The following is a 24,719-nucleotide window of genomic DNA, read 5'->3' as shown; positions in this document are numbered from 1 at the left end:
GTGGAAAAAGAACGAGCACTTAAAATTTTGACCGATTTAATTGCAATTGATTCGGCTAATGATCATGAAAGCTTAGTTGCAGATTACCTAACAGATCTTTTTAAAGGATATGACGTAGAAATAGAACGTGTATCTTATGCTCCAGGACGTGATAATCTGGTTATTACAATGGGAAGCCATGGCCCCTTGCTTGGCTTTTCAGGACACGAAGATGTTGTTTCCGCAGGAGAATTAGAGAACTGGCAGTATCCGCCTTTTGAAGCGACGGTTCAAGATGGCAAAATTTATGGCCGTGGAACTAGCGACATGAAATCAGGCCTAGCTGCCATGGTTGTAGCCATGCTCGATTTATTAGATGGTGGAAAAGAACTATCAGGTCGAATTAGGTTGTTAGCTTCCGTTGGTGAGGAGACCGGTGAATATGGTGCAGCCCAGCTAACAAAAGAAGGCTATGCAAACGACTTAGATGGATTAATAGTCGGTGAGCCATCCAATTTTGACGTCCGTGTTACGCACAAAGGCGTGATTGACTATTATGTTACTTCTAAAGGTCTTTGTGTTCATTCTTCTACACCTGAAAAAGGACGCAATGCAATTATGCCATTGGTCACTTTTGCCCAGCGTGTACAGGAACTAATGGACCGTCATGACCAAAAAGATCCAGTCTTAGGTTCGCTTACCCATGTCATTAGTCAGATCCAAGGTGGTAGTCAAATTAACTCGGTCCCTGATAGTGCATGGCTTTCAGGAAATATTCGAACAACGCCACTTTATTCTAATGATCAAATTTATCAGGAACTAGAAGATTTAATTGCTGAACTCAATAAACAGGGTGCGGAATTAACAATTCGCTATAGTTTCCCTGAAGTTCCACTCCCAAGTCAGGCAGGGACAAAGCTTGCAAAATTGGCTCAGGAAGTTGTTCAAAATGATTTTAATCGCTCCTGTGATTTCACTGCAGGAACTGGCGCAACAGATTCATCAGAATATATTCAGGCTGGCGCTTTTCCAATCATTATTCTGGGACCATCTGATGGTCTAACAGCACATCAGCCGAATGAATTTGTTAAAGTTGATGACTATCTTGTGGGATGTCAGCTTTACCAAGCAATTGCACGGAAATTTTGGCAAGAATATGCTTAAGCAAGTAAAAACCACTTCAAAATATGAAGTGGTTTTTATTTTTATTTAAAATCATTTTTGATGATGTCTTTGAATTCGGCTAGGCGCTTTTTAAAGGTTTCAAAGGCTTCTTCCAGATAATCTGGTTTAGTCATATCAACTCCGGCTTTTTTCATGATTTCGACTGGATAATCACTTGAACCTGATTTTAAGAAGTTAATATAAGCTTCTCTTTGCTCTGATGTACCGTGCACAACATTATTGGCTAGTGCAGTTGCTGCTGCAAAGCCAGTTGCATATTGGTAAACGTAGAAATTGTAATAGAAGTGTGGAATTCTTGCCCACTCTTTAGCAATTTCACTTCCTGGTTCAACTGCATCGCCGTAGTAGCGTTGATTTAAGTTACCATAGAAGTCATCAAGCGTGTCTGCTGTTAATGGTTCACCTTTGGCATCTAAGTCATGAATGTATTGCTCAAATTCAGCAAATTGAGTTTGTCTGAATAATGTTCCCTTAAACGAATCAAGGTAGTAGTTAAGCACGAAAGCACGTGTTTTTGGATCAGTAATATGATCTAAAAAGTACTCGGTTAAAATGTTCTCGTTGGTGGTTGATGCAATTTCAGCCACAAAAATAGGATAATCGCCATAAACATAAGGTTGAGTTTGACGTGTGTACATACTGTGGACAGAGTGGCCAGTTTCATGAACAAGGGTGTAAAGTGAATCGATATTATTTTCCCAGTTCAAAAGCTCATAAGCATCTGTATCATAAGAGCCACCAGAATAAGCACCAGTAACTTTATTTTGTGATTCAACGACGTCAATTACACGGTTATTAAAAATATAATCAACTTGCTTTAAGTAATCTTCTCCTAATGGAACTAGGGCTTTTTTAGCCTCTGCTTTTGCCTGCTCAAAAGTATATGACAATGACGGTGTTCCAGTTAGTGGAACATACAAGTCCCACATTTGTAGATCATCAAGTCCAAGAATTTGTTTGCGCAAAGCAACATAGTCATGAAGTAAATCAAGGTGACTGTCAACTTCACTAATCAAAGTATCATAGACAACAGTAGGTACGTGATTTTCTGCTAAAGCTGAGCTGCGTGCAGAGTCATAATTATGAACTCGAGCCAAGTAATTATGCTGTTTAACAACTCCTGAAAGAGTTGAAGCAAGTGAATTTTCAAATTGGCCATAGGTAGCATACATTACATCAAAGGCATTTTTACGCACTTCACGGTTTTGCGATTGAATGAGATTGGAATAAAGTCCGTCTGACAGCTGAACCATTTCGCCATCATCTGTTTCAACGTAACCATATTCCATATCTGAATTTGTCAAAACGTTGAAGGTGTTTTCTGAAGTGCCAAGGGCATCCCCAGCATCAGCAATTATTTTTTCTTCCTGTGCCGAAAGAGTATGCGGCTTTTGCTGCATAATTTGTTCAAGCATATGAGCGTAATTGTTTAGCTTAGGCTCATCTTCCATAAACTGTTTTAACTTGGCTTGAGAGAGCTCTAAAATTGAAGGATTCATAAAGGAAGTGGCTGCTTCAAATTGGCTTGCTAAGGTTTGAGCCTGAGCTACATAGCCAAGATAGTGTGAGTCGCTTGAGTCAACGTCGCTGGACATTGTTGCATAAACATAGACTTTTTCTAAACGGCGACCAACTTCCAAAATCTTAGTTAAGCCATCGTACAGATAATGACCGTCCTTAGTAAAATCTTTCTTAAGTTTGCTTAAGTCTTGCACTTCTTTTTTGATAAGAGTATATTCTTGTTCCCAGTCATTATCTGAACTAAATACTCTTGTTAAGTCCCATTTAAGTTCTTCTGGGACTTCTGTTCTTTTAGGTATAGCCATAAAAATCTCCTTACATGTGCTAATAATAGTTATGCCAAATAATAAAAAATAAGATATTATTAATTATATTTGGTAATATTCTAATTCAACTTTGAAAGTGATACAAATAAACTTGGATAATTATGAAGGGAATTGAATAAAGGTATGGAACCAAGTTCAAAACGTAGAGAAGATTATCGTAAACATCAATCTTCTCTAAATCTTCACCGCAATCATGTTTTTGCTTCACCAGCACAAAAAATGACGGGTAATGTAATTGCTCGAATTTGCGGTATTGTAGCTGTCTTATGCTTAAGTTGTGGACTCGCTTGGGCAGCTCATATGTACTTTGCTTTGCATAGTGCCATCGATGGGCAAGACGGTAACACCGCTACCTCTGCTCGAATCGCTAATCGGCAACCTATTTCAGTTCTAATTCTTGGCGTTGATCAGGGGCTTGAGGGACGTCATGACAAGGGTAATTCTGATACAATTATTTTGGCAACGGCTAATCCAGGTAAAAATAAGGCAACAATGACCTCGATTCCACGAGATACTTTAGCCAACATTTTGGGTGATCCTGGGGACAAATATAATATGTTTAGGGTTAACTCAGCTTACGGTATCGGTGGCAGTAAAGCGTCAATGAATACCGTATCTGCATTGTTAAACGTACCGATTAACTATTACGTCGAAGTCAACATGAAGGCCTTAAAGAGCCTAGTTGATGCTGTTGGTGGTGTCGACGTTAATGTCCCATTTAAGTTCTCTTATGACTGGTGTGATTTCCATAAAGGAAAGCAGCATTTGAATGGTCGTCATGCTGTGGCTTATGTCCGTATGCGTCATGACGATCCTAGAGGAGACTACGGTCGCCAAATGAGGCAACGACAAGTAATTAATGCTGTCGTACACAAGGCTGTTTCTGTTGATTCAATTGCTAACTACCGCAAGCTAGTTAAGATTTTTAATAAATATGTCCGAACTAACTTAACCTTCAATGACATGCTGGCTTTGGCGTTAACTTACCGGGGATGTTCACAAAATATTAGCAGCGGGTATATTCAAGGTCACGATGCATGGATTAATGGTTCTTCAATCCAGGTTGCATCAACTGAAGAATTACAAAAAGCTTCAAACAAAATGCGTGCCAATTTAGGATTAGAACAACAAGTTTTGGATAATGATGAAACTAAACTCAATAAGCTGAATGAGCAAAACAATCACATTAATTGGAAGGATCCTAATCCGTTTACTAATTATCAAATTTACCATTCTGTTGTTACTAATGAAAGCACTGATAGTACCAATAATACTAATGGCTCTTCTGATACTGGGAATAGTACAGGCAATGATAATTCTACAGGGCAGTAAATTTTTTGAAGTAAGTTATTTAAGTGAAACTAAAAGGAGAACGAAATGCAAAAGAAGGCACTTTTTCCCATCATTTATGGTGTATTGTCTGCACTAATTGGCTTTATTGCAGCATTCTTTATTTGTCTGCGATCATTACATTTGACACTCCCTGTCTCTGTCATGGTTGCTGGGATTTTCGCATTATTCTTCTTTGCTCTTTCATGGTTTCGTGGGCATGCTTCCTATGAAATTAAACGGATTGCACGTGAATTTCATTTGTCCGATGAGGACTTGGCGAAAATAACAGGAATGAAAGCAAGTGATTTTCCTATCTATAATGATAAATTGCAGTTAATCTTGCCCAAACGCTACTGGCCTAAAGTTCTAGATGCTCTGCAAAAGTATGAGCAGGAACAAAAATAAAAAGATGTCTGACGAAAAGTCAGACATCTTTTATTTATGACCACCTTTAAGACACAAAATTTTACCAATCAAATGTATTCTTTCTTTGTGCCAACTGCAACGGTGCTTTGGATAGTCTTGACTTGATTTAAGCAATAATAGATAATTATGAAACAGTACGCAGACTATTAATAAGACAAAAGAATTTTGACTTAAGACTAATTTTGGCTTATATGCAGCTAATAGTCTAAAACAGACAGCTGTTATTAGGGATGATTAAAAATCCTAGCAATTACAACTAAAGAAAAGCACTTGGAATAAGATGAAAATAAAAGGGTGGGCAAGACGTCCGCCTTTTTATTTCGGATGTAATTAATTAAAACTGGAAGCAAAAAAGATTACTTTACTATATAATTTGATTAACCCAAAGGAGATGCACAATGAGCTTACTAACAGTTAAAGATTTAGGTCAGGGCTTTGAAGATAAGACTTTGTATCAGGATGGCAATTTTGTGCTCAATAAAGAAGACCACATGGGAGTCACCGGCCAAAACGGAGTTGGCAAATCAACTTTAATTAAAATTTTGACTGGTGAAATTCTTCCTGATGAGGGTCAGATTAAATGGCAAAATCGTGTGACAGTTGGCTATTTAGACCAATATGCCAAATTAGCACCTGGTGTGACCATTCGACAGTTTTTACGTACAGCTTTTGAAAAGCTATACCAAAAAGAGGAGGAACTAAATAAGTTGTATGAGGAATATGCGGAAGACGGTAACGATGAGTTACTGGAAAAAGCAGGAAAGATTCAAACATACTTAGAAGAAAATAACTTTTACGGAATTGATACCGAAATCGAACGTGTTGCCTCTGGACTAGGGCTAGCAGAATTGGGCTATGAACATGACGTTAGTCAGCTTTCAGGTGGTCAGAGATCGAAAATTATTTTAGCCAAGTTGCTACTGCAAAATCCTGATGTTCTTCTTTTGGATGAGCCAACTAACTACCTTGACGTGTCACACATCGATTGGTTAGTCGATTACTTAAACGAATTTGCCGGAGCATTTATTGTTGTCAGTCACGATTATGATTTTCTTGGTCGAATTGCCAACTGCATTATTGATATTGACCTCGGCACAATTACTCGTTACACGGGTACATTGAAACAGGCAATGCGTCAAAAAGAGGCTAATCGGGAAACTTACCTAAAGGCCTATACTAACCAGCAACGAAAAATCGCTAAGACTGAAGCCTATATTCGAAAAAATAAAGCAGGTACCCGTTCAAAGAGTGCCAAGTCACGTGAACGTCAACTGGCTAAAATGGACGTATTGAATCCGCCTAAGGGTAACCGCAAACCACATTTTGAATTTCCTTATGTAGCGACTGCTGCCAACTTGCTTTTACAAACCCAAGACTTAGTTATTGGTTATGATGAGGCAATCGTAAAGGAGCCATTTAATTTTTCAGTTGGTGGTAATGAAAAAATTGCAATTACTGGTTTTAATGGGATCGGTAAGTCGACTTTATTAAAGACATTACTTAGTCAAATAGAGCCAATTTCTGGTTCATTTAAACTATCGGAAACGGCAAAAGTTGCATATTTTAAGCAGGATTTAGCTTGGCCAAATAAGAATATGACACCGCTACAATACTTGCAGGAGATTTTTGAACGAATCAAGCCAAAAGAATTGCGTGGGGCCCTAGCTAGACTGGGTGTAACTGCGCAACAGGCAATGAGTCCGCTGAAAAAGCTATCCGGTGGGGAACAGGAAAAGGTTAAGTTGGCAAAAATGCAGTTCGAACCGGCTAACCTGCTATTTTTGGATGAGCCAACCAACCACTTGGATCGTGATTCAAAAGATGCACTTAGGGATGCAATCGTGAAGTTCCCAGGTGCAGTAATTATCGTTAGTCATGAGCGTGATTTTTTCCAAGGTAATTGGATTGATAAGACGATTGACATTGAGACAATGAATAATAATTAGAGGAAAAAATTATGTCTAGCAAGCAAGATAGCTCTTTTTACCATGATTTACTAGATACATGCTTAACAGTTGGCGAGCTAATGATTGAAGGCGGTAGTGAGATGTATCGTGTTGAGGATACAATGGTGCGAATCGCAAAAACCGCCGGCGAACCTGATCCACGTGTCTTTATCGTGCCAACAGGAATTTTTATGAGTTTGGATCGAGGGAACTATTGCCAAAGCATTTTGGTTCATGAGCGGAATATCAACTTGGAACTAGTTGACCGCATTAATTCATTATCACGTGATTTTGCCGCACATAAAATCACTTTGCCGCAAGTAAAAGAACAAGTTTATAAAATTGCTAATGGCGATTTTCCAGTTTTTCCTTTGTGGATACAAGTAATTGGCGCTGCCGTTTTAAGTGCGACGCTAATGGTAATGTTTATTGAAAACTATGATTGGCTTGATTTCCCCGCTGCTGCAGTTGTTGGTGCAATTGGGTTTGTTTCAGCATATTACTTTAAACGATTTACAAAGGTTAAATATTTAGCTGAATTAGTCGCGGCGATGATTATGACGACAATCGCGGTTGGAATAGTTCACCTTTTTCCGGCAATGATTATCGACAATATTTTAACGGGAGCACTGATGCCACTAGTGCCAGGGTTGGCCTTAACAAACGCGCTACGTGATTTGTTTAAGGGTGATCTGTTATCCGGGATGGTTAAAATTTGTGAAGCCTTGCTTACCGCCTTTGCACTTGGTGGTGGAGTAGGTATTATATTGAAATTTTTGGGAGCTTAAAAATGCCATTTTGGTTAGAGTTAATTATTAATATCTTATTTGCCTACCTTGCTTCTGTTGGCTTTGCACTGACCATTAATGTTCCGCATCGAGTACTGAACTTGGCGGGAGTGAGCGGAGTAGTTAGTTGGATTATTTATTGGTTAGCAATGAGAGCATCAATGGGTAGATTAATATCAAACCTCCTAGGCTCATTTGCAATTGGAATTTTGGCAATTGTTTTTGCTAGAAGAAAAAAGTGTCCCGCATCTGTATTTTATATTCCAGCAATCGTTCCATTAGTTCCAGGTGTGCCAGCCTATCAAGCCGTTAGGGAATTAACAGCTGGAAATATTAATGGTGCGAGTGACTCAGCCTTAAGAGTGATTATTGTTACAGGCTCAATCGCACTAGGGATGTTACTGTCTAATATGTTTGTCGAGATTTTTTTCAGAGCAAAAAAATTTTACAAAGAGAAGAAAAATTCGTATAATAGTTAATACGAGTCGACAAAACGCGAGATGCGTATTTGGATGAGGACACCAGCCTTAATTGGCAGACACGGGAAGTGTTGGTGCTTGACCAACCTGATGTGAACAGAAGTAGTCACCTATTTTTTAATGGGCCTCGATTTAAAAAGAGCAGATTCTTAATTGAATCTGCTCTTTTTGTTTTATCAAAAATTTATTTAAAACCAGTTAAAGGCTAAGTTATTGAGAATCATTTAAATAATATTAAAATAGTTAATGTAATACTATTTTAAAACTAATTATGCTAATAGGCTTAAAAATGTACTTGACAGCATTTAGTTAAGCGCTTACTATTAACTTGATTAGTCGAGTAATCATGTTAGGAGAACAGGATGGAATTATCCCGAGAGAAAAGTCATAGTAACATTCGTACACAAATTTTGTCAGATATTCAAAATGACATCTTAGTTAATAGGAAAATTGGTGAAAAGCTTCCGTCGGAAAGTGAATATGCCAAGCACTATCAAGTTGCTAGATCAACAATTCAGAAAGTTTTAAAAGATCTAACTAGTATGCAGTTAATCGAAAGGGTTCAGGGTAAAGGTACTTTTGTAAAAAGTAACAAGCCGGTAATTAATATCATTAATTACAAAGGATTCTCGGATTATGCATATGAGATGGGTAGTGAACCAATTACTAAAGAAATCAAAAAAGAAGTTATTAATGATGGTAAAGAATTATATTTGCAGAGACTGAGGGGAATTAGCATTAGTGAAAAGAAATATTGGCTAACGCTTGATGAAACTATTATTAGTCTCGAAAAATATCCAGGATTAGAGTCATATGATTTTGAGAAAAATTCTTTGTATGAGGTTTTACGGAAAAAATATCAGTCTAATCCAACTACCGCTCAGCTTACTTCCAGTGCTGTTCTATCTACTAGTGAAGAAGCAAATTTGCTAGAAGTGGATAAGAATATTCCTCTTTTAAAAATAAAAGGTGAAATTCTTGACGAGAAAGGGGGTCTTTTAGAGAAAGTGACAGTTATATATGGTCCTAATGCTAACTTTGAGTTAATAGTTGGCATTTAATAATTATTTTGGAGGGAGCATGTCGAAAAAAATAGAAATTGTTTTGATTGGTCATGGGAAGATAGGCTCTGGTGTTTTAAGTTCACTGAAATTAATTTATGGTGATGCACAAAATGTGACCAGCATAGATACATACGTGGAAAAAGACTTCAATTTAGTCGATACAGCTCATAATTTAATAGAAAAAAACAAAAGTAATGAACTTATTGTTGTTACAGATTTATTTGGTGGAAGTGTAAATAATGAATTTTTAAAATATACCAATGGTAGCAACGTTTATTTGATAACAGGAATGAACTTAGCATTGGTTTTAGACTTAGTAAGCAAAGTCGATATGCGTCAAAATGAATCTGTTGAGGAAATTGTGAAGAGTGTTGTTTCAGATGTAAAGGATTCAATTAAATATTGTGATGATAATCTTATAAACTCAAGTATTCAAAAAGATGATGATTTCTAAAAGAAAGGATAATTAAAATGATAAAAATGATGAGAGTAGATCATCGCTTATTGCATGGTCAAGTTGCCTTTTCTTGGACTTCAGCTTTGTCTGCAGATTGCATTTTAATTGCTGATAATGAAACAGCATCGAATGAATTAAAAAAATCAGCCATGAAATTGGCAAAACCTAATGGAGTTAAATTGGTTATCAAGAATGTTGATGAAGCAATTAAATCTTTAAAAAAGGGAGTGACTGATAAATACAAACTCTTTATTGTTGTTGGAAGTATTGAAAGTGCCAAAAAGATCATTGATGGCTATCCTGAAATTAAAACGCTTAATTTAGGTGGCACACTTCCAGGACCAAACAAGAGTAACATTTCAAAGACTATCGCTATTACATCTAGTGAAAGGGATATGCTACGTGATCTTTTGAATGAAGGCGTTGATATAAATATTCAAATGGTTCCTAGTGATTCAAAGGTCAATGTGAAAAATATTATCTAAAGTTTAATGGAGGTTAATTATTATGTTTTTAAAGGCTTTTCTTTTAGCCTTAGTTGCCTTCGTCGGTAAGCTTGATCTTGCTACTGGAACAAACCAGTTTCAGCGTCCTATAATTTTGGGACCACTTGTTGGTTTAATTATGGGAAATGTTTCAATGGGAGTGACGATTGGAGCTACCCTTGAACTTGCGTTTTTAGGTTCTTACTCAGTCGGCGCCTATATTCCACCAGATGTTATTGTTGGTGGAGTATTGGGAACAGCATTTGCAATTCAGACTGGTAAAGGTCCATCTGTAGCATTTGCTATGGCTTTTCCAATTGCATTACTTGCTCTGATTTTTGACAATATTATGTTTGCCTTAATTAGACCAATGATGGGTAAATTAGCTGATAAGTATGCTAAAGAAGGTAATGCTCATGCTGTTAATACAATACATATGGCTGCAGGATTTTTGATGTGTCTAATGCTAGCTATCATTGTATTTTTTGGATATTTAGCTGGTGGAAATAGAATTCAAATTCTAATCAACGCTATACCAAAGGCAATTATAGATGGATTAACAATTGCGACTGGCTTACTTCCAGGTATTGGTTTTGCAATGCTGGCACAAATGATTATGAATAAAGAAGTTGTACCATTTTTCTTCTTGGGCTTCTTGCTTTCTGCATACTTTAAATTACCAGTCATTGGAATTGCATTGCTTGGACTAATCTTTGTTGTAGTAATGGTTAGATTCCTTAATAAGAATACTAGTGTAGCTGCTGAAGGAGGTGAGGACGATGACTTCTGATAAAAGAATGCTAGACAAAAAAGATTTACGAAAAATGTTTTGGCGATCATTGCCAATGGAATTTTCTTGGCACTATGAACGGCAAATGCATATGGGATTTGAGTTTATGATTTCTTCTGGCTTGAAGAAGATTTATAAAGGACAGTCCGAAAAATATAAGGATGCACTTGAAAGAAATTTAGAGTTCTTCAATTGTACGGCACACATAACTCCCTTCATTGGTGGTGTCACGTTAGCAATGGAAGAAGAGAATGCTAAAAGTGAAGATTTTGATACTTCTTCAATTAGTGCCGTTAAAGCAGCCCTAATGGGTCCACTTAGTGGTTTAGGTGACTCTATAATTTTGGGCACATTAAGAGTTTTGGCTGTAGGTATAGGTGCATCACTTGCAATAAAAGGCAACATTTTAGGTCCTATCTTATTTTTCCTTATTTTTAATATTCCAACATTTATATTGCGCTACTATACGTCAATTAAAGGTTATGAATTAGGTGCATCATATATTGATAGAATTCAAAAATCGGGCGAAATGAAACTATTCATGCTTGCAGCCGGTATTTTAGGTGTCATGGTAATCGGTGGCATGATTAACAACTTAGTTGTTGTAAGTACGACTTTAAAAATTGGTACTGGTGCAGGAGCAACAAAAATTCAGGATGTACTAGATGGGATATTACCAGGAATGTTGCCTTTAGCTTTTACAGGAGTTTACTATTATCTACTAAAGAAAAAAGTTAATGTCATTTGGTTAATTATTGGAACTGCCATCTTTGGAATAATTTGTGCGCAGTTTGGTATCTTGAAGGTTAATTAAGAATATAGGAGATAAACATGTTAAAGTTTGACGAGACAGAATATAGAAAAGATCTTACTGCTCAAGTAAATGCTATGGCTGAGGGGAAAAAAATAGCCGACGAAATTACAAAGCAAGGATTTGATAACATTTTCTTTGTTGGTGTGGGTGGAACATACTCAATGATGATGAATTTTGTAACTTTGGCTAAGCAATATACGAATATACCCATCTACTTGGAACAAGCTGGGGAATTGGTTTTAACAGACAATCCACATTTGACCGACAAATCAATTGTTATTACAGCTTCAAAATCAGGTGATACTGTTGAAATTGTCAATGTTGAAAAGTGGCTAAAGAAAAAGAATGTTCGCATTGCAGCAATGGTAATGAGCAAGGATTCACCTGTAGGAAAACTTTGTGATTGGAGAATACCTCTACAAGTATTTAAAGGAGTAGAATTTGAATACTTAAGTATATATGGCGTCTTTTATGGTTTATTAGCAGATCATGGTGATTTTGATTTTGATAGATTTTATGATCAAGTTAAAGCAAATATGGTCGAGGGAATTATTAAAGTCCAAAAAGATTACGATGACACTGCTGAAGAAATCGCTGCTAAATATTACAATACTGATTATCAGTTATGGATTGGCGGCGGAGAGCTCTGGGGAGAAGTTTATCTTTATACAATGTGTATCCTTGAAGAAATGCAGTGGATGAAGACAAAGGCTGTTGAATCTTCTGAATTTTTCCATGGAACTTTGGAACTAGTAGAAAAAGATACTCCAGTATTTTTAGTTAAAGGTGTAGGAAAGTATCGTCCTCTAGATGATCGTGTTGAAGCATTTCTAAAGAAAGAAAATAATAACTATACTATTTTTGATATTAAGGATCATATGATTGATGGCTTTGATAAAGAATTTGAGCCAGTTATTTCACCAATTATTTCAACTATTATGTTAAATGGTAGAATTGCAAAACACTTAGAAGCTCATTCAGGACATGACTTAGATATGCGTAGATACTACCGTCAATTTAAATATTAATTGTAATAAAAAAATGATTAAGCAAAGGCTCAATCATCTCTAATATAAAATAAACAAGGAGCTGTTCTATTGACTTTGGTCGGCTGATAGGGCAGCTCCTTTTGTTTTTATACTTACACTATGCTAGATCATTATTTTTAGTTTAGCAACATTTTTAGTAACTTTGCTTATCAAAAATATCAAAAAACGCAATCCCACGTAAACTGGGACTGCGTTTTTAGTTAATGTAGATAGCTTGTTTACCTTGCTGAATATAACTACTTTCCAAGTTCTTCCATGAGACTACCTTGTTTTTATGTCCAAACGGGTCGTTTACTAGCACTGTGCCGTTTTTCTTATTGAAACCTGTAATTACACATGCATGTGAAGAAGGAGTTACATGGACCTTTCCTTGAGCAGTGTCCCAAATCTGCATGTCGTTGACACGGTTAAACTTGATTGTGGTGATAATCAAAACAGGATGGCCTTCAGAAACACGTTTCAGGACCTGAATAAAGTCGTGGCCGGTATAGTTTTGTACTCGATTAGTGTATTTACGTGCAACCTGTTCAAGGGGCTCGTTGTAAACGCACCAGCCAGCGTTGGCTTGGCTCATATATCCGACAAAGCCAACATGAGGATTACCACGGTATTGACCGTTATCTGTGTATGAAGCAACGTGTTTGATATTTTCTGATAAATCCAGCTTATTGACCTTGAAGCCATAATATTGCAATAGCATGGATAGTGAAGTAACTTCACAACCGTTTGGCAGGTCAGGGTACTGATTTTCTAGTGGTACATCAAGTTTTTGTTCTGACTTCAAGGTTAACCAATCGTAGCGGTCTTGAAATGCTCTTGAGTTAAGAACTGCGAAGATCAGTCCTAAAAAAATTACACCCAGAAGTAGATACATAATTTTTCGGGTAAGTGTTCTTTTCTTTCTCATAGGGCTATTTAACCACATGGTAAAGAAGAAAAGCAAAGGAATTTGCTAAATTTCATAACAAGTTCATGCTATTTAGGGAAATTTTAACTACTATATTTTTGAGAAAAGAAAAACCACTCAATTGCTTGAGTGGTTTTAATTGATTTATGCAAAACTAAAATTAATTAGTGATGACTTGCACCTGAAGTAGCGTCTTCGTGGCTAGGTTCTTCATGACTAACTGGAGCTTCTTCGTGATGCTCTTCATGGTGGCTGTGGCTAGCACCTGAAAGTGCGTCTAATGAGTGGTCAACACCCTTAACAGCCATACCTTCAGTATCCATACCTGGGCAGTAAACTTCATCCATAGGAATACCCTTTTCTTCTGAGAAGGCCTTAGTTAAAGTTTCCATGTCCATCAATTCGTATGTCTTATCTGGATCCTTTGGATCAACAATTTGAATTTGAGCCATCATACCTGCATCTTCGTGTTCGATGATGTGGCAGTGGTACATGAAGACACCAGTGTTTTGGAAGTAAACCTTCAAACGAACAGTTTCTTGTGGGGCAACTTCAACAGTGTCCTTGTAAACGCCCTTTTCGTTTGGATATGGTTCTTCACCATTACGTGAAACGACTAAGAAGTGAGCACCGTGAATATGGAATGGGTGTAACATACCGTTAACCTTGTCGTTAGTGTTAGTAACGTCCCAGTATTCTGCGTTCATTAAGTCTTGCTTCAAGTCGATACGTTGCATAGCAAACTTCTTACCGTTGATCATGTTGTGGTTATCCATAGTAACATGAGGAACTGGTGAGTTAGGGTTAACAACTGGATCATATGGCTTGAATAAAGTGTCAGGAATTACGCTGTCATCTTTTTCGTAGTTATGAATTCTAAATTCAACTAACTTGAAGTCGTCAGTGTAAAGGTTAACAACGTCGCCTTCTTTGTAGTTGCTGAAGTCAATAACTACTTGTTGACGTTCACCAGGTCCGATTAATACCTTAGTCATCTTAACTGGATGCTCCAAGAATGAATCGTCACCACCGATTTGAGTCATTACCAAATCGTCACTAAAGTGTAAACGCCATTCACGACGGTTAGAACCACCTAAGAAGATTAAACGAACTTTTTGAGTTGTAACATCAACGTAAGGACGAACAACACCGTTGATAATTGGAGTATCACCAAAGATACCCATTGCGTTGTAGTCTGCCTTGTAGTCGAATTGGTTATCTTCATGGAAGATTCTATCTTGCAAGATAATTGGGAATTCGTCTTTACCATAAGTCTTAGGAATTGGTAATTGTGCTTCATTAGCATCAGTAACAACAACACCCATTGCAAGTCCCATCCAAACTTGTGAAGCAGTTGATGGACATGGGTGAGCGTGAAGCCAAGTAAGTGCGGCTGGTTGGTTAACAACGAAGTCGATTTGCTTTTCTTCGCCTGGGTATACAGGTGAGTGACATGCACCATCGTTACCAGGACCGGAAACTTCCATACCGTGCCAGTGGTAAGTAGTTAATTCTGGTAAGCTGTTTTTCAAGGTTACATGTACATGTTGACCCTTAGTTAAAACCATTGTTTTACCAAGAACTGGGAAATTATAGCCCCAAGTATGAGTCTTCTTACCTGGCAAAAATTGGAATTCACCTTCTTGAGATTCAATGGTGTACCAAACATCATTGTTTTCTTGCTTATCAGGCTCTAATACTGGAGGAACGATTAAAGGCTGAGCCTCTACTCCTTCTGGAATATGAAGTTCTTTGTAGCCCATACCATGATTTTTGTCAAAATCATCTGAGTTATAGAAATAATCTGTGTAAACTTTTTCTGACATATTTGTCTACCTTTCAGTTAAAAAATTTAGCTAAAAATTTTAGTTACAACTTAAATTTTATTCTTTGTGAAAACGCTTGTAAAGTACGGAAAGTGATGTTTTTTAAGCTTTAAAAATATAAAAACGCTTTTTTGTTTTTTAGACCATCAAAGTGTTATTTAATCTTTTTCACAAACAGCTTGAGCACAAGTGATTGTAAAGAAAATTGAATAAAAAACGGAACAAAAGTTCACTTTCTTCAAGCGATTGTTCTTTAAAAAAAATTTTTAAAGAGAGAAAAATAAATTGTTTTTAATGCTGAATTTGAGTATCGTAATAGAAGACTGATAACAAATTGATTAACTTAAAAGGGAATTTTTATTTTGAAGATTAACTTAACAGATTTAGCAGAAAGAATTGAAGAACAAAACTACCTGCAAGATTTAGAAACCGTTAAATACGCTGACATTAGTAAATCCAACGCCAAGCTTAAGGAACTAGCGACGAAAATGGTTAAGGAAACAGTTGCCGCAATCAAGCATGATTCTTTAAGCCATGTTGCCCTTGAAGTAACAGGACAAAGACCAGTCACTTTCATTTTAGAAAATAATATTATCAACTTGCCATATAGCAATTACAAAAAGGTCAGTAACTTTTTTGAAGAAGGCAAAGACTACCCAATCTATGTTTACTTTGAAACACAGTCAGAATTTTTGAATGCATCGAATTTTCGAATTGATCAATTAGCTACTGAAGATGAAATTATGCAATCCGAAGATGAAGTCACCGCAAAGCTAGTGGAAGCAATCGAGGAAAAAATCAAGCAAGTAAGAGAATATACTAAGCCTGAGCCAGCACCTGCTAAAAAGCCTGCCGCTAAGAAAGCTGCTACGAAAAAGAAAACTACAAAAGCCAAGAAAAAATAGCCCGATTATTTATGAACAGGAGATAATTTAGGCTTTTTTCACTATTCAAAATCAAGTTTTTACAATATAATGAAAGCAATTACAGGAGGGTGTTATGTTTAGTTGGAATTTGCTCGGCGTCTTATTGTGGGTCTTTGTCATTTTATATTTTATCTTTGTCATTCAGAACATTCGCAGACGGCGAATTACAATGATTATCAAGGAGCACCGCAAATTTAGCTGGACTAATTTTTTAATTGATCTAGTTGAAGTGGTGATTTTTTTAGTGGCACTTATTTGGTTGTTTGATCGCACAATGCTTGATAATCCAGACCTTGAGGATACGAGCAAAATCACGTCAACAGTAACCTATGAACCACTGGTGATGAACACAGGTGAGGGTAATTCTTCCTATGTAACGATTAATTCGAAGAAGAAAAAGATTGGCACCCAAACGTATACTTATTTCCGTAATGGTAGAAAAGCGCAAGTTTCAAGCGATTTTGCAACGGTAGCATATGGTAAAAATCCAATCGATCTTAATGCTACTAGGATTCCTTATGACAAAAAGCAACTAGAAAAAATGGATCGAAAATATCAGCGTGCGTATGTGGCTGTTTACTCTGCCAATTATAAAAAAGTTTGGCAAAATGGCATTGGCATGCACGCTGGACATAATGCTATTAGATATTATCTAATCAGGATTCCAGACGCGTCATTTATCAAAGAAAAGTAAAATTAATTTCAATAATAAAAAGGGTCCTGAAAGTTGTTTAGCTTTCAGGACTCTTTTCGTTAGGTAATAGCTTTAAGGATATTATTAAGTTATAAAAAGCCTTACCAAGAATTAGGGCATATAATAAATTTCCAACCTCACTAAAGGTCAGGATTATCATCGCAATCGATTTCTTGCTGTCCAAAGTTTTTGGGGAGTCTAGATTGGTTAATTTGCTTCTGCGCATTCTTTTGCTGTGAGGCCAGTAACTGAAGTGTTCTATTACGGCTTGGAGTATTTTCAACTTTAATTAATTTTGCAATCTTGTCAATATTGGCCTCACTTTGCGCTTGAATCATTTCTTCGTTTTTTCTTGGATAATCAATCATTTGACCATGATTAGCTGCATATGTAGAAAGGAAAATTTTGCAGCTACGACCATTGCCTTCTCTAAAGGGATGCATAAAGTTAATTGCGTCTAATAGTTCAGCATAGTCTTTAGCAGATAAGGGCGTTGTTTTGGGATGCTTACGTAACATACTATTGATGTCTTTTTCGGCGAAATCAAATCTGGTGAAGTCAAAAAACTGATAGCCATTTTTACTAAAATTACCTGGGCGATATTTACCAGCCCAATCGTATAGTTCGCCAAATAAGAATTGGTGAATTTTTTTAAGGTCATTGATATCTTTTATCTGCGGCTTTTTTTGTAATAGGAATAAAGCATTTCGAGCAGATAATTCATTCTCTTTTTTCTCTAATTCTGCTGCATCATGAATATGGAGCTTGTTTTTTAATACACCATTTGAATACAGAGTTTTACTAATCCAATCACTCACTGTTCTTGCTCCCAAACTTCTTCAAAACGTTTAGCTACTTGAGGATCGGGATTGATTGCTTCATCTAGCAGTTCCTGAATATCTGATTTTGTTGGATTCCATCCTTCTAGGTGGTTAACTTCGACAACAGTTCTAATTTGCTGATAAGTCTCTTTATCAGCAATAAAAACTCCCTGAATAGTTTGCGTCTCATCATTTATATCTAAAATATATGGTTGCGCTTCTAATACGTTTAACAAATCTCCTGGTCTTTCTCCTAAGCCAATTGCAAAAGCATTAAGCACACGGATTGACCAGGTTTCAATTGGCTTGACGATTGCATTCCTTAAGGTACTAAGTGGAACTTTACTAATCTTAGAAACTTTCGTCACACTCATATTTTTACTTTCAAGTAGTTTAACAATTGTTGCACTCATTATTGGACCTCCAGTGTTTTGCACCTATTTTACCATATTTAAACACTTTTATGACGATATATGGTATAGAGCGCGACACAGTATATTTCTAATTAATTAAAAAAACCTAACAGAAGTTAGGTTTAGTTATTATATCTATCACGAGTCTTTTCAATCCTGATTTAAATTGATAGTCGTATTAGTTTTCATTTTTCGCACCTGTAGTAATAAGTTTCCTTCAATGAATGCGAAGATAAAGCTGGCTGTTAGGAAGTCCATTACATTGCCTGAATAAAAAGCTGCAAGCAAGATAAAACTACTTGAGACAATTAATGAACTAACCAGATATGTTCGGGCTGATTGATACCTGAGCCAGCGATAAGCAGCATAAAGTAGTATTGCCAGATAAGGTCCGACAAAGATTAACATGCCAATCCAGCCTAGAGAATAAATCTGAGCCGCAAAGTCACGCTCTAAGTTAAAAATGTTGTTTTCACGGACATAGGAGATACCTAGGAATTTGTCTAGCTTATTGTCATTAGTCTTAACAACTTGATTTAGCATAGCCTTTTCAAGATGGCGATTTTCCATACGCGTTTGACCGGGCTCGTTAATAATTTTTAACCAAAACTCAGGATCATACTGGTAAGGATAGCTCTTTAAAACAAATTTAGGATTGAGTGCATAGGCTTGGTAGTTTTCCTTAATAAAACTTCGTAAAAAGTCTTCTCGCTTTTGACCAGTAGGATATTTTTTAAGGCCAGCATTCAATTCACGTGTTTCGTCGGATAAATCATGGTCAGATTGCTTTGCCAAATATATTTCGTAATTATAGCGTTGAATTGCTGGACCAAAAGGTAAGATTGCAATCGATCCTGCTCCAATTAGTAGACTAACTAAAACAGCAAGCATATTTTTTTTCGTATTCTTAAGGATGTAGCGGTGGAATAGGTAGAGCAGAAGCCCAACTAGAATTCCACCAATTAAGCCGATTGCGGCAACCTTAGTTCCGATTTCAATCATTGCTAAAGCCTGAACAACGTTCAATGTGATTGTGATCCAGTTGAAATCAGTAAATAGATAATAAATAAGTAAAGGTAACAGCATAAACAAAACAGCTGAAATCATGTTGGTGAAATTAAAGAAACCTTTCGAAGCCATATGCGAATAGCCGATATTTGGATTGAAAAACCACTCGAAAATATTAGCGCTGATTACGCCTGTTTCATAAGATTTCAGTGAAATTACGAACAAGTTTGATAGGACAATCGTGCCTGAAAAAAGTCCAGAAACGCCCTCGATTACTTGCTGTAACTGTTTTGTGCCAAAATTAAGTTCTTTGGTTAAATAAATAATGACGAGTGGCAGACACATGCGAATCAAATAGAATAGCTCACCACTAGTGGAGTAACCGTAGTTAGTGGGATTAACACTGGTAAATGTCCGTACGTGCACTAAATGCAGAACGCTATAAATAATTAATAAAATTAGATAGGCGATTAACCATTTTTGTGTACTCAACTTCTGCCACGACTCTTTTTGGCTAAAAAATAGACAAAATAAAACAGCTACGGTAATGAGTCGAATAATGGTCGGCAATGTAAAAGGTAAAATAGTAGCAAGGCTGCCATGGTAAAACCAGTACAAGTCAAGAAACGGTTGAACAAGGATAAACCAGAATAAAATGTTTTTTGCTTTTTCTTTCACTGTTTTTCTCCCAAAATGTTAAGTAATATGTAAGCCTAATTTTAGGCAAAAATGACCGAAAAAAAAAGAGTTTAAAAATTTAGCTGAGCTAAAATTAAGAGGATTTTTATATCTTATCCACTAGATTAGCCTTTATAGTAAAAAGTTGAATAATTTTAAAGAATGTAGAATCATTTTGGCTTGTACATCTTTTTAATTATCTGCAATTGCAATAACAAATTACTTTCAATGAATGAGAAGCTTAACATATAAATATGGTTAAGCTTTTCTAAATTTAAACTAAACTAATAATGAAGTAAGTACAATTGTTTATAATTATCATTATAAGTCAGAAAAAGTCATACTATGTCAGAATTCGGGAGTGCTTTTCAGTCATAATGGAAGCTGATAATTGTAGTAGTAATTCAAAATAAATACATTAAAAAGGAAGAATATATGAAAAAACTATTTTATTCTATTATTGGTATTATCGCACTCGCAATTGCAGCCTTGGTGGTTATACCTAATCAGTATACGGATTACTTTAACCCTCACATTAAGATGGAAACCGATTATGCAAAGGTACCGAAGAACACACAAAAATATTACAATGTTCAGGCCGTTGACCGTAATGGCAGAAAACTCCCTTATAAGATAATGTATGTTGGCGGTTATGATCCGTCACAGGAGTATATTGCAATTCATCATAAAAGACAGTATGTAAAACTAATTGAATATATCCCTAAAAATAAAATGCCAAAAAATGACTAACTGGAAAAATGTCCAAACAAAAAGGTCTCATTACGATATGAGACCTTTTTAATAGCAATTATACACATAGTATTTAAACTCTCCTAAATTTAAATTAAGTTAATGCTGATGTTTCTATAACTATAGTACAATTAACTAAATTGTGATTTTAAGCAAAAAGTACGGGTATCAATAGACTGTGTTTTTTGTATATTAGAAAGATAAAACATGTTACGGAAATTAAAAATTATACTTTTTTCACTGACCACAGTCATTGCAATTGGCTTATTTGCTGAGAGTATTCACACTTATGATGATGAAACACTGCCAAACAATCAAACTTGTATAAATGTTTATGCCGCCAAGCCTGTAAAAAATAGTGCCCCTATAAATCAAAAAGTTACTAAGAAGGCATTTTTTGATAAGCTTCGGGAAATAGCTGACGATAAAAATGTTTCTTTGATTAAATTACGGATTAATAAGACTAACGGACGTACAAGCAAACTAGTATATAATCTTGGCTCCAAAAATGAAACTTATGCAATTTATAAAAATGCAGCAATAAAAAAGCTGACAAATAATGAATTTCAATTAGAAGATATATACGGCTTATATTTTACCAATGCTAAAGGTGAGGCTTTAAATCGAATAGTTTCATTCCTACGTAAAGGCCTGAAAGTAGAAGTCAGAAGCACTGCCCCAACTCCCAGTATTTTATTAAGCTCAACTCTTAGTGGCTTTCCGCAAGGTACAGCAACTATTTTTATTAGTGTTATTAGTATCATATTTATTATTATGATACTGGAAAAAGTATACCGCTTTAAAGCTTATGCCATAATGAAGATCCATGGCTTGAGTAATTGGCAAATAATCAAGTCTGATTTCAAAGATGAAATGCTATGGTTTTTGTTGGCACTGGGTGCTATTGCTATGATAGTGATTGCAAGGAGTTTATATGTGTTTACATTTGCAGGCTTGCGAATGTTCTTACCGTATTTACTTATATTTTTGACGATTTTCTTACTAGTTTTTTTATGTTTAGACACTCTATCATATTCAGTTTTAGTATTAATAAAACCATATCAAGTGATTAAGGGAATAGGAAATTCACGCCCATTTTTATTAATTGGTTATGCGTTAAAGATACTATTGCTTGGGATAGTAGCACTTAATACTATATCTCTACATAATAGTCATCAGGCTTATGTAAGAGACACAAAAATAATTCAAGAAATCCATTCCAAGAATAATCGTTATTCACTTGGGCTTGTGTGGCAACTGTCAGACAAACAAGTAGATAGACGAGTAGCAAGACTGGTACATAAGCTGGTCGTGCAAACACCGAACGTAATAGTTGCGCAAAATTCACAGGAATATCTTCCACCTAGGCGCTCTATTCATCCTGACAATGGCAATGTAATTATTGCAAACGATAATTTCATTAAGAACAGTGAACTTAAGTCTCAACGATTCAAGTTTGACAATAAGAAAGTTCTTTTACTAGTTCCGCGCAATCGCTTAGATCAGACCAAACACGCTAAAAAGCAGATGATAAGCTATCTTAAATTCAGGAACTCTCTCCCTAATTATTATCAAAAAAAATCAAATCATTTACCGTCCATTCAAGTTGTACCCATTGACAGTGGACAAAAAATATTTAATTACACAGTTGGATACGATGATATTACGATGGCAATCTCGATAGACCCAATAATCGTAGTTGCAAACAATAAGCTACTATCAGATGATTTTTATTTGGCTTCCGTTAGTCAATCAAAAACGGTATTTTCTGATCTCAAGTTACTTAAAAAAATGATCAAGAAGTTGGGATTAAGGCCGTATTTTTGGGGCATTACCAGTCAAAGGGCATTAACAGATAATTATCAGCGAAATGCTAATCGCCATTTACTGATGCTAACAATTACAATGATTTTATCTATTCTCCAGCTTAGCTTTGTTATCATGTTTGTTAGCTCAACTTTTCTACAAAGCCAGAGGCATAAGATGGCAATTTATCGAGCATTTGGTAAATCAAGTGCTAAATTATTGGTAGAATTTTTGGTTTTCAATCTGGGCTTTGACTTATTGACAATTAGCTTTATTTTAATAAAGCATAGTTACTTGAGCTTGATACCATTTGGTTTCAGCTACATTTTACTGGAAGCAGTTATTATTTTATTAACATACTATAGAGCCCAGCAAAATATATTAATCACACTTAATCATGGAAATTAGGAGCTGTAATTTGATTAAAATAAGGAATCTTACAAAAAAATTTAAAGAAAAAACCATTTTTGAAGATGTTAGCTGTACCTTAGAAACGGGGAAAAGCTATGCTATTGTGGGCAAAAGTGGGGCTGGGAAAACCACTTTTCTAAATATTTTGAGTGGCTTAGAAAAAGCTACCTCAGGTAAAGTGGAATTTAATGACTTGAATATTAACTCAAAAAATAGGAAAAAACTATATCGTGATTACTTTGGATTCGTTTTTCAAAATTTTGCTTTAATTGATACTGAGACAGTTAAACAAAATTTGCGCCTGGGACTAACTAATTCAAAGCTGTCTAAAACGGAAAAAGATAATAAAATGCGGGCAGCTTTGGCCCAAGTTGGACTTGGGAAAATGCAATTACAGCAAAAAATATACACTTTAAGTGGTGGTGAACAGCAAAGAGTGGCACTGGCGCGGATAATATTAAAAGAGCCTAAGGTGATTTTCGCAGATGAGCCAACTGGTTCGCTAGATGTTGAAAATAGTCAACTAGTACTAAAAATCTTGTTAACTAACTTTGATTCAGATGCAACAGTCGTGATAGCAACACATGATCCAACGGTTTGGCAACAGTGTGACTATGTAATTGAAATTGAGAATCAAAAAATAAAAATAACTAAACGTAAAACTAATTGAATATATCCCTAAAAATAAAATGCCAAAAAATAACTAACTGGAAAAATATCCAAACAAAAAGGTCTCATTATGATATGAGACCTTTTTAATTGAACTTAAAAAATGTTTTCTAAAATTACTTTTCAGCTTTTTTGTCATCAGCCTTTTGTTCATCTTCTGTTTCATCTGCTACTTTGGCAATTTTTTCTACCTTAATGTCACTTGTTGCCTTAGCTTGAATTTCCTTAATTTTACGTTTAGGGGCAGCCTTGAGGTTCTTGAAGTTAACCACAATCTTTTGGTTAAGGTCGCTGACTGCAGTATCGTCAACTTCGTCATAGTCGATAATTGTCAACAGGGCAGAATTTTCGTAAATTTTTTCTACTTTGCCTAAAAACGGTTTGGTAAGTTCTTCTTCGGATTTTGCACTAAGAATGTCATCTATTTTTACATCTGATTTTTTCATGATGAGTTTTACTTCCTCTCTTACCCATGTTTATTTATAATAGAAAGATATTATTATAAAAAGCAATTGTTTTCAAGTAAAGGAAGCCTGGATTTTGCGAAAATTAATTTTGATTGCCGGTCCGAGTGGAGCAGGTAAAACGACAATTTCGGATTATTTAACCAAGGAATTTGCTATTCCGCGTGTTGTAACACATACCACGAGACCAATGCGTAAGGGAGAAAGTCCAGATAAGTCTTATTATTTTGAAAGTGAAAGTAGCTTCAAAAAACTTCACTTTTTTGAGCATGTTAAATATGGATCATATCAGTATGGCTCAAGTAAAGAAGCACTTGACGCTGCTTGGAAAAATCATCAAATAGTTTCCCTGATAGTTGATATCAAAGGTGCTGCTTCCTATATTAATGCGCTAAAAGAGCAAGTCTATTTTTTGTATATTACGACAAGCACTAAAGAAGAGCTACGCAAGCGTCTATTGGAACGCGGTGATACTCCAGAAAAAATCAATGAACGTCTCAGTGGTAGTGAACTAAATGCCTTGCCAGAAGAATTAAAGGCAGATGCACACATTTTGATAAATGATGATTGGGCACAAACGCAGCAAAAATTGCGTGAAATTGTTACAAACTGCCAAGATTCATAGTAAAAATTACATAAATATCGTCTTTCCTCTAAATTTCTAAATGTTTTGTAGCTCGTTTGACATGAACGTGTAACATTCGA

25 protein-coding genes are annotated in these 24,719 nt (G+C 35.8%); 18 read left to right on the top strand and 7 right to left on the bottom strand.

Annotated features, from left to right (window positions below):
- Nucleotides 1-1,143 (top strand): ArgE/DapE family deacylase, encoded by a 1,143-nt coding sequence (locus H3T48_RS01135; protein ID WP_198187861.1) that lies wholly within the window; start codon nt 1-3, stop codon nt 1,141-1,143.
- Between the two features lie 41 nt (nt 1,144-1,184).
- Here the strand turns inward: H3T48_RS01135 and pepF are convergent, their stop codons facing one another.
- Nucleotides 1,185-2,990, bottom strand: coding sequence for an oligoendopeptidase F (gene pepF / locus H3T48_RS01130; protein ID WP_198187859.1), 1,806 nt, complete (start codon nt 2,988-2,990; stop codon nt 1,185-1,187).
- 144 nt (nt 2,991-3,134) lie between these two features.
- Here pepF and H3T48_RS01125 point away from each other — a divergent pair, with 144 nt between their 5' ends.
- The 11 genes from H3T48_RS01125 (at nt 3,135) to H3T48_RS01075 (ending at nt 12,620) form a co-directional block, all read left to right on the top strand.
- On the top strand, nt 3,135-4,343 hold the full coding sequence (locus H3T48_RS01125; protein ID WP_198187856.1) for an LCP family protein: 1,209 nt from the start codon (nt 3,135-3,137) through the stop codon (nt 4,341-4,343).
- 45 nt (nt 4,344-4,388) lie between these two features.
- Nucleotides 4,389-4,748: a hypothetical protein gene (locus H3T48_RS01120; protein ID WP_198187855.1), complete on the top strand. Its 360-nt coding sequence runs from the start codon at nt 4,389-4,391 to the stop codon at nt 4,746-4,748.
- 419 nt (nt 4,749-5,167) lie between these two features.
- The gene (locus H3T48_RS01115) at nt 5,168-6,715 is read left to right on the top strand and encodes an ABC-F family ATP-binding cassette domain-containing protein (RefSeq protein WP_046307793.1); all 1,548 of its coding nucleotides are present in this window, start codon (nt 5,168-5,170) and stop codon (nt 6,713-6,715) included.
- Nucleotides 6,716-6,726: 11 nt separating this feature from the next.
- Nucleotides 6,727-7,503 carry a threonine/serine exporter family protein gene (locus tag H3T48_RS01110; RefSeq protein WP_198187853.1) on the top strand — a complete coding sequence of 259 codons (777 nt, stop codon included), beginning with the start codon at nt 6,727-6,729 and terminating at the stop codon, nt 7,501-7,503.
- A gap of 2 nt (nt 7,504-7,505) precedes the next feature.
- Nucleotides 7,506-7,982 (top strand): threonine/serine exporter family protein, encoded by a 477-nt coding sequence (locus H3T48_RS01105; protein WP_198183295.1) that lies wholly within the window; start codon nt 7,506-7,508, stop codon nt 7,980-7,982.
- A 362-nt stretch (nt 7,983-8,344) separates the two neighbouring features.
- Nucleotides 8,345-9,043, top strand: coding sequence for a GntR family transcriptional regulator (locus tag H3T48_RS01100; RefSeq protein WP_198187851.1), 699 nt, complete (start codon nt 8,345-8,347; stop codon nt 9,041-9,043).
- Nucleotides 9,044-9,062: 19 nt separating this feature from the next.
- Nucleotides 9,063-9,500, top strand: a complete 438-nt coding sequence (locus tag H3T48_RS01095) for a PTS sugar transporter subunit IIA (protein WP_122036054.1) — start codon at nt 9,063-9,065, stop codon at nt 9,498-9,500.
- Between the two features lie 17 nt (nt 9,501-9,517).
- Nucleotides 9,518-9,988, top strand: coding sequence for a PTS sugar transporter subunit IIB (locus tag H3T48_RS01090; protein WP_198187849.1), 471 nt, complete (start codon nt 9,518-9,520; stop codon nt 9,986-9,988).
- A 22-nt stretch (nt 9,989-10,010) separates the two neighbouring features.
- Nucleotides 10,011-10,778 carry a PTS sugar transporter subunit IIC gene (locus H3T48_RS01085; RefSeq protein ID WP_122036051.1) on the top strand — a complete coding sequence of 256 codons (768 nt, stop codon included), beginning with the start codon at nt 10,011-10,013 and terminating at the stop codon, nt 10,776-10,778.
- On the top strand, nt 10,768-11,592 hold the full coding sequence (locus H3T48_RS01080) for a PTS system mannose/fructose/sorbose family transporter subunit IID (protein WP_122036049.1): 825 nt from the start codon (nt 10,768-10,770) through the stop codon (nt 11,590-11,592). Before H3T48_RS01085 ends, H3T48_RS01080 begins: the two co-directional genes overlap by 11 nt.
- 17 nt (nt 11,593-11,609) lie before the next feature.
- Nucleotides 11,610-12,620 carry an SIS domain-containing protein gene (locus tag H3T48_RS01075; RefSeq protein ID WP_122036047.1) on the top strand — a complete coding sequence of 337 codons (1,011 nt, stop codon included), beginning with the start codon at nt 11,610-11,612 and terminating at the stop codon, nt 12,618-12,620.
- A 217-nt stretch (nt 12,621-12,837) separates the two neighbouring features.
- Here the strand turns inward: H3T48_RS01075 and H3T48_RS01070 are convergent, their stop codons facing one another.
- A complete protein-coding gene (locus tag H3T48_RS01070; protein WP_198187847.1) occupies nt 12,838-13,515 on the bottom strand; it encodes a C39 family peptidase in 678 nt (225 codons plus the stop codon).
- 197 nt (nt 13,516-13,712) lie between these two features.
- Complete coding sequence (locus H3T48_RS01065) at nt 13,713-15,374, bottom strand: multicopper oxidase family protein (RefSeq protein ID WP_198187838.1); 1,662 nt, start codon at nt 15,372-15,374, stop codon at nt 13,713-13,715.
- A gap of 362 nt (nt 15,375-15,736) precedes the next feature.
- Here H3T48_RS01065 and H3T48_RS01060 point away from each other — a divergent pair, with 362 nt between their 5' ends.
- Both H3T48_RS01060 and H3T48_RS01055 read left to right on the top strand, forming a co-directional pair.
- Nucleotides 15,737-16,279 (top strand): hypothetical protein, encoded by a 543-nt coding sequence (locus H3T48_RS01060; protein ID WP_198187836.1) that lies wholly within the window; start codon nt 15,737-15,739, stop codon nt 16,277-16,279.
- Nucleotides 16,280-16,373: 94 nt separating this feature from the next.
- Nucleotides 16,374-16,994 (top strand): LVIS_2131 family protein, encoded by a 621-nt coding sequence (locus H3T48_RS01055; RefSeq protein WP_074425865.1) that lies wholly within the window; start codon nt 16,374-16,376, stop codon nt 16,992-16,994.
- Between the two features lie 140 nt (nt 16,995-17,134).
- Here H3T48_RS01055 and H3T48_RS01050 read toward each other — a convergent pair whose 3' ends face one another.
- From H3T48_RS01050 to H3T48_RS01040, 3 genes are all read right to left on the bottom strand, one after another.
- The gene (locus tag H3T48_RS01050; RefSeq protein WP_198187834.1) at nt 17,135-17,812 is read right to left on the bottom strand and encodes a Fic family protein; all 678 of its coding nucleotides are present in this window, start codon (nt 17,810-17,812) and stop codon (nt 17,135-17,137) included.
- Nucleotides 17,809-18,228, bottom strand: a complete 420-nt coding sequence (locus H3T48_RS01045) for a helix-turn-helix domain-containing protein (RefSeq protein ID WP_198187832.1) — start codon at nt 18,226-18,228, stop codon at nt 17,809-17,811. The genes H3T48_RS01050 and H3T48_RS01045 overlap by 4 nt, the downstream gene beginning before the upstream one ends.
- 150 nt (nt 18,229-18,378) lie before the next feature.
- Nucleotides 18,379-19,914: an O-antigen ligase family protein gene (locus H3T48_RS01040; protein ID WP_198187830.1), complete on the bottom strand. Its 1,536-nt coding sequence runs from the start codon at nt 19,912-19,914 to the stop codon at nt 18,379-18,381.
- A gap of 435 nt (nt 19,915-20,349) precedes the next feature.
- Between H3T48_RS01040 and H3T48_RS01035 the strand changes: the two genes are divergently transcribed.
- The 3 genes from H3T48_RS01035 to H3T48_RS01025 all read left to right on the top strand — a co-directional run bounded on the left by H3T48_RS01035 (nt 20,350) and on the right by H3T48_RS01025 (nt 23,551).
- Nucleotides 20,350-20,664, top strand: a complete 315-nt coding sequence (locus H3T48_RS01035) for a YxeA family protein (protein WP_074425861.1) — start codon at nt 20,350-20,352, stop codon at nt 20,662-20,664.
- A gap of 207 nt (nt 20,665-20,871) precedes the next feature.
- On the top strand, nt 20,872-22,878 hold the full coding sequence (locus tag H3T48_RS01030) for a hypothetical protein (protein WP_198187828.1): 2,007 nt from the start codon (nt 20,872-20,874) through the stop codon (nt 22,876-22,878).
- 10 nt (nt 22,879-22,888) lie between these two features.
- Entirely contained in the window at nt 22,889-23,551 is a 663-nt protein-coding gene (locus H3T48_RS01025) for a putative bacteriocin export ABC transporter (protein ID WP_198187826.1), read from the top strand.
- Between the two features lie 115 nt (nt 23,552-23,666).
- Here H3T48_RS01025 and H3T48_RS01020 read toward each other — a convergent pair whose 3' ends face one another.
- Nucleotides 23,667-23,996: a DUF2187 domain-containing protein gene (locus H3T48_RS01020; protein WP_122036025.1), complete on the bottom strand. Its 330-nt coding sequence runs from the start codon at nt 23,994-23,996 to the stop codon at nt 23,667-23,669.
- A 94-nt stretch (nt 23,997-24,090) separates the two neighbouring features.
- Between H3T48_RS01020 and H3T48_RS01015 the strand changes: the two genes are divergently transcribed.
- Entirely contained in the window at nt 24,091-24,639 is a 549-nt protein-coding gene (locus H3T48_RS01015) for a guanylate kinase (RefSeq protein WP_187158344.1), read from the top strand.
- The last annotated feature ends 80 nt before the right edge of the window (nt 24,640-24,719 follow it).

Source organism: Lactobacillus sp. M0403, from assembly GCF_016101265.1.
Taxonomy (GTDB): domain Bacteria; phylum Bacillota; class Bacilli; order Lactobacillales; family Lactobacillaceae; genus Lactobacillus; species Lactobacillus apis.
This window is presented reverse-complemented; position numbering and strand designations above follow the sequence as displayed.

Bases quoted from the DNA above. Each gene is read 5' to 3' on its own strand.
- pepF (WP_198187859.1), bottom strand. From the start codon at position 2,990: ATGGCTATACCTAAAAGAACAGAAGTCCCAGAAGAACTTAAATGGGAC.
- H3T48_RS01125 (WP_198187856.1), top strand. From the start codon at position 3,135: ATGGAACCAAGTTCAAAACGTAGAGAAGATTATCGTAAACATCAATCT.
- H3T48_RS01120 (WP_198187855.1), top strand. From the start codon at position 4,389: ATGCAAAAGAAGGCACTTTTTCCCATCATTTATGGTGTATTGTCTGCA.
- H3T48_RS01115 (WP_046307793.1), top strand. From the start codon at position 5,168: ATGAGCTTACTAACAGTTAAAGATTTAGGTCAGGGCTTTGAAGATAAG.
- H3T48_RS01110 (WP_198187853.1), top strand. From the start codon at position 6,727: ATGTCTAGCAAGCAAGATAGCTCTTTTTACCATGATTTACTAGATACA.
- H3T48_RS01105 (WP_198183295.1), top strand. From the start codon at position 7,506: ATGCCATTTTGGTTAGAGTTAATTATTAATATCTTATTTGCCTACCTT.
- H3T48_RS01100 (WP_198187851.1), top strand. From the start codon at position 8,345: ATGGAATTATCCCGAGAGAAAAGTCATAGTAACATTCGTACACAAATT.
- H3T48_RS01095 (WP_122036054.1), top strand. From the start codon at position 9,063: ATGTCGAAAAAAATAGAAATTGTTTTGATTGGTCATGGGAAGATAGGC.
- H3T48_RS01090 (WP_198187849.1), top strand. From the start codon at position 9,518: ATGATAAAAATGATGAGAGTAGATCATCGCTTATTGCATGGTCAAGTT.
- H3T48_RS01085 (WP_122036051.1), top strand. From the start codon at position 10,011: ATGTTTTTAAAGGCTTTTCTTTTAGCCTTAGTTGCCTTCGTCGGTAAG.
- H3T48_RS01080 (WP_122036049.1), top strand. From the start codon at position 10,768: ATGACTTCTGATAAAAGAATGCTAGACAAAAAAGATTTACGAAAAATG.
- H3T48_RS01075 (WP_122036047.1), top strand. From the start codon at position 11,610: ATGTTAAAGTTTGACGAGACAGAATATAGAAAAGATCTTACTGCTCAA.
- H3T48_RS01070 (WP_198187847.1), bottom strand. From the start codon at position 13,515: ATGTATCTACTTCTGGGTGTAATTTTTTTAGGACTGATCTTCGCAGTT.
- H3T48_RS01065 (WP_198187838.1), bottom strand. From the start codon at position 15,374: ATGTCAGAAAAAGTTTACACAGATTATTTCTATAACTCAGATGATTTT.
- H3T48_RS01055 (WP_074425865.1), top strand. From the start codon at position 16,374: ATGTTTAGTTGGAATTTGCTCGGCGTCTTATTGTGGGTCTTTGTCATT.
- H3T48_RS01045 (WP_198187832.1), bottom strand. From the start codon at position 18,228: ATGAGTGCAACAATTGTTAAACTACTTGAAAGTAAAAATATGAGTGTG.
- H3T48_RS01035 (WP_074425861.1), top strand. From the start codon at position 20,350: ATGAAAAAACTATTTTATTCTATTATTGGTATTATCGCACTCGCAATT.
- H3T48_RS01030 (WP_198187828.1), top strand. From the start codon at position 20,872: ATGTTACGGAAATTAAAAATTATACTTTTTTCACTGACCACAGTCATT.
- H3T48_RS01020 (WP_122036025.1), bottom strand. From the start codon at position 23,996: ATGAAAAAATCAGATGTAAAAATAGATGACATTCTTAGTGCAAAATCC.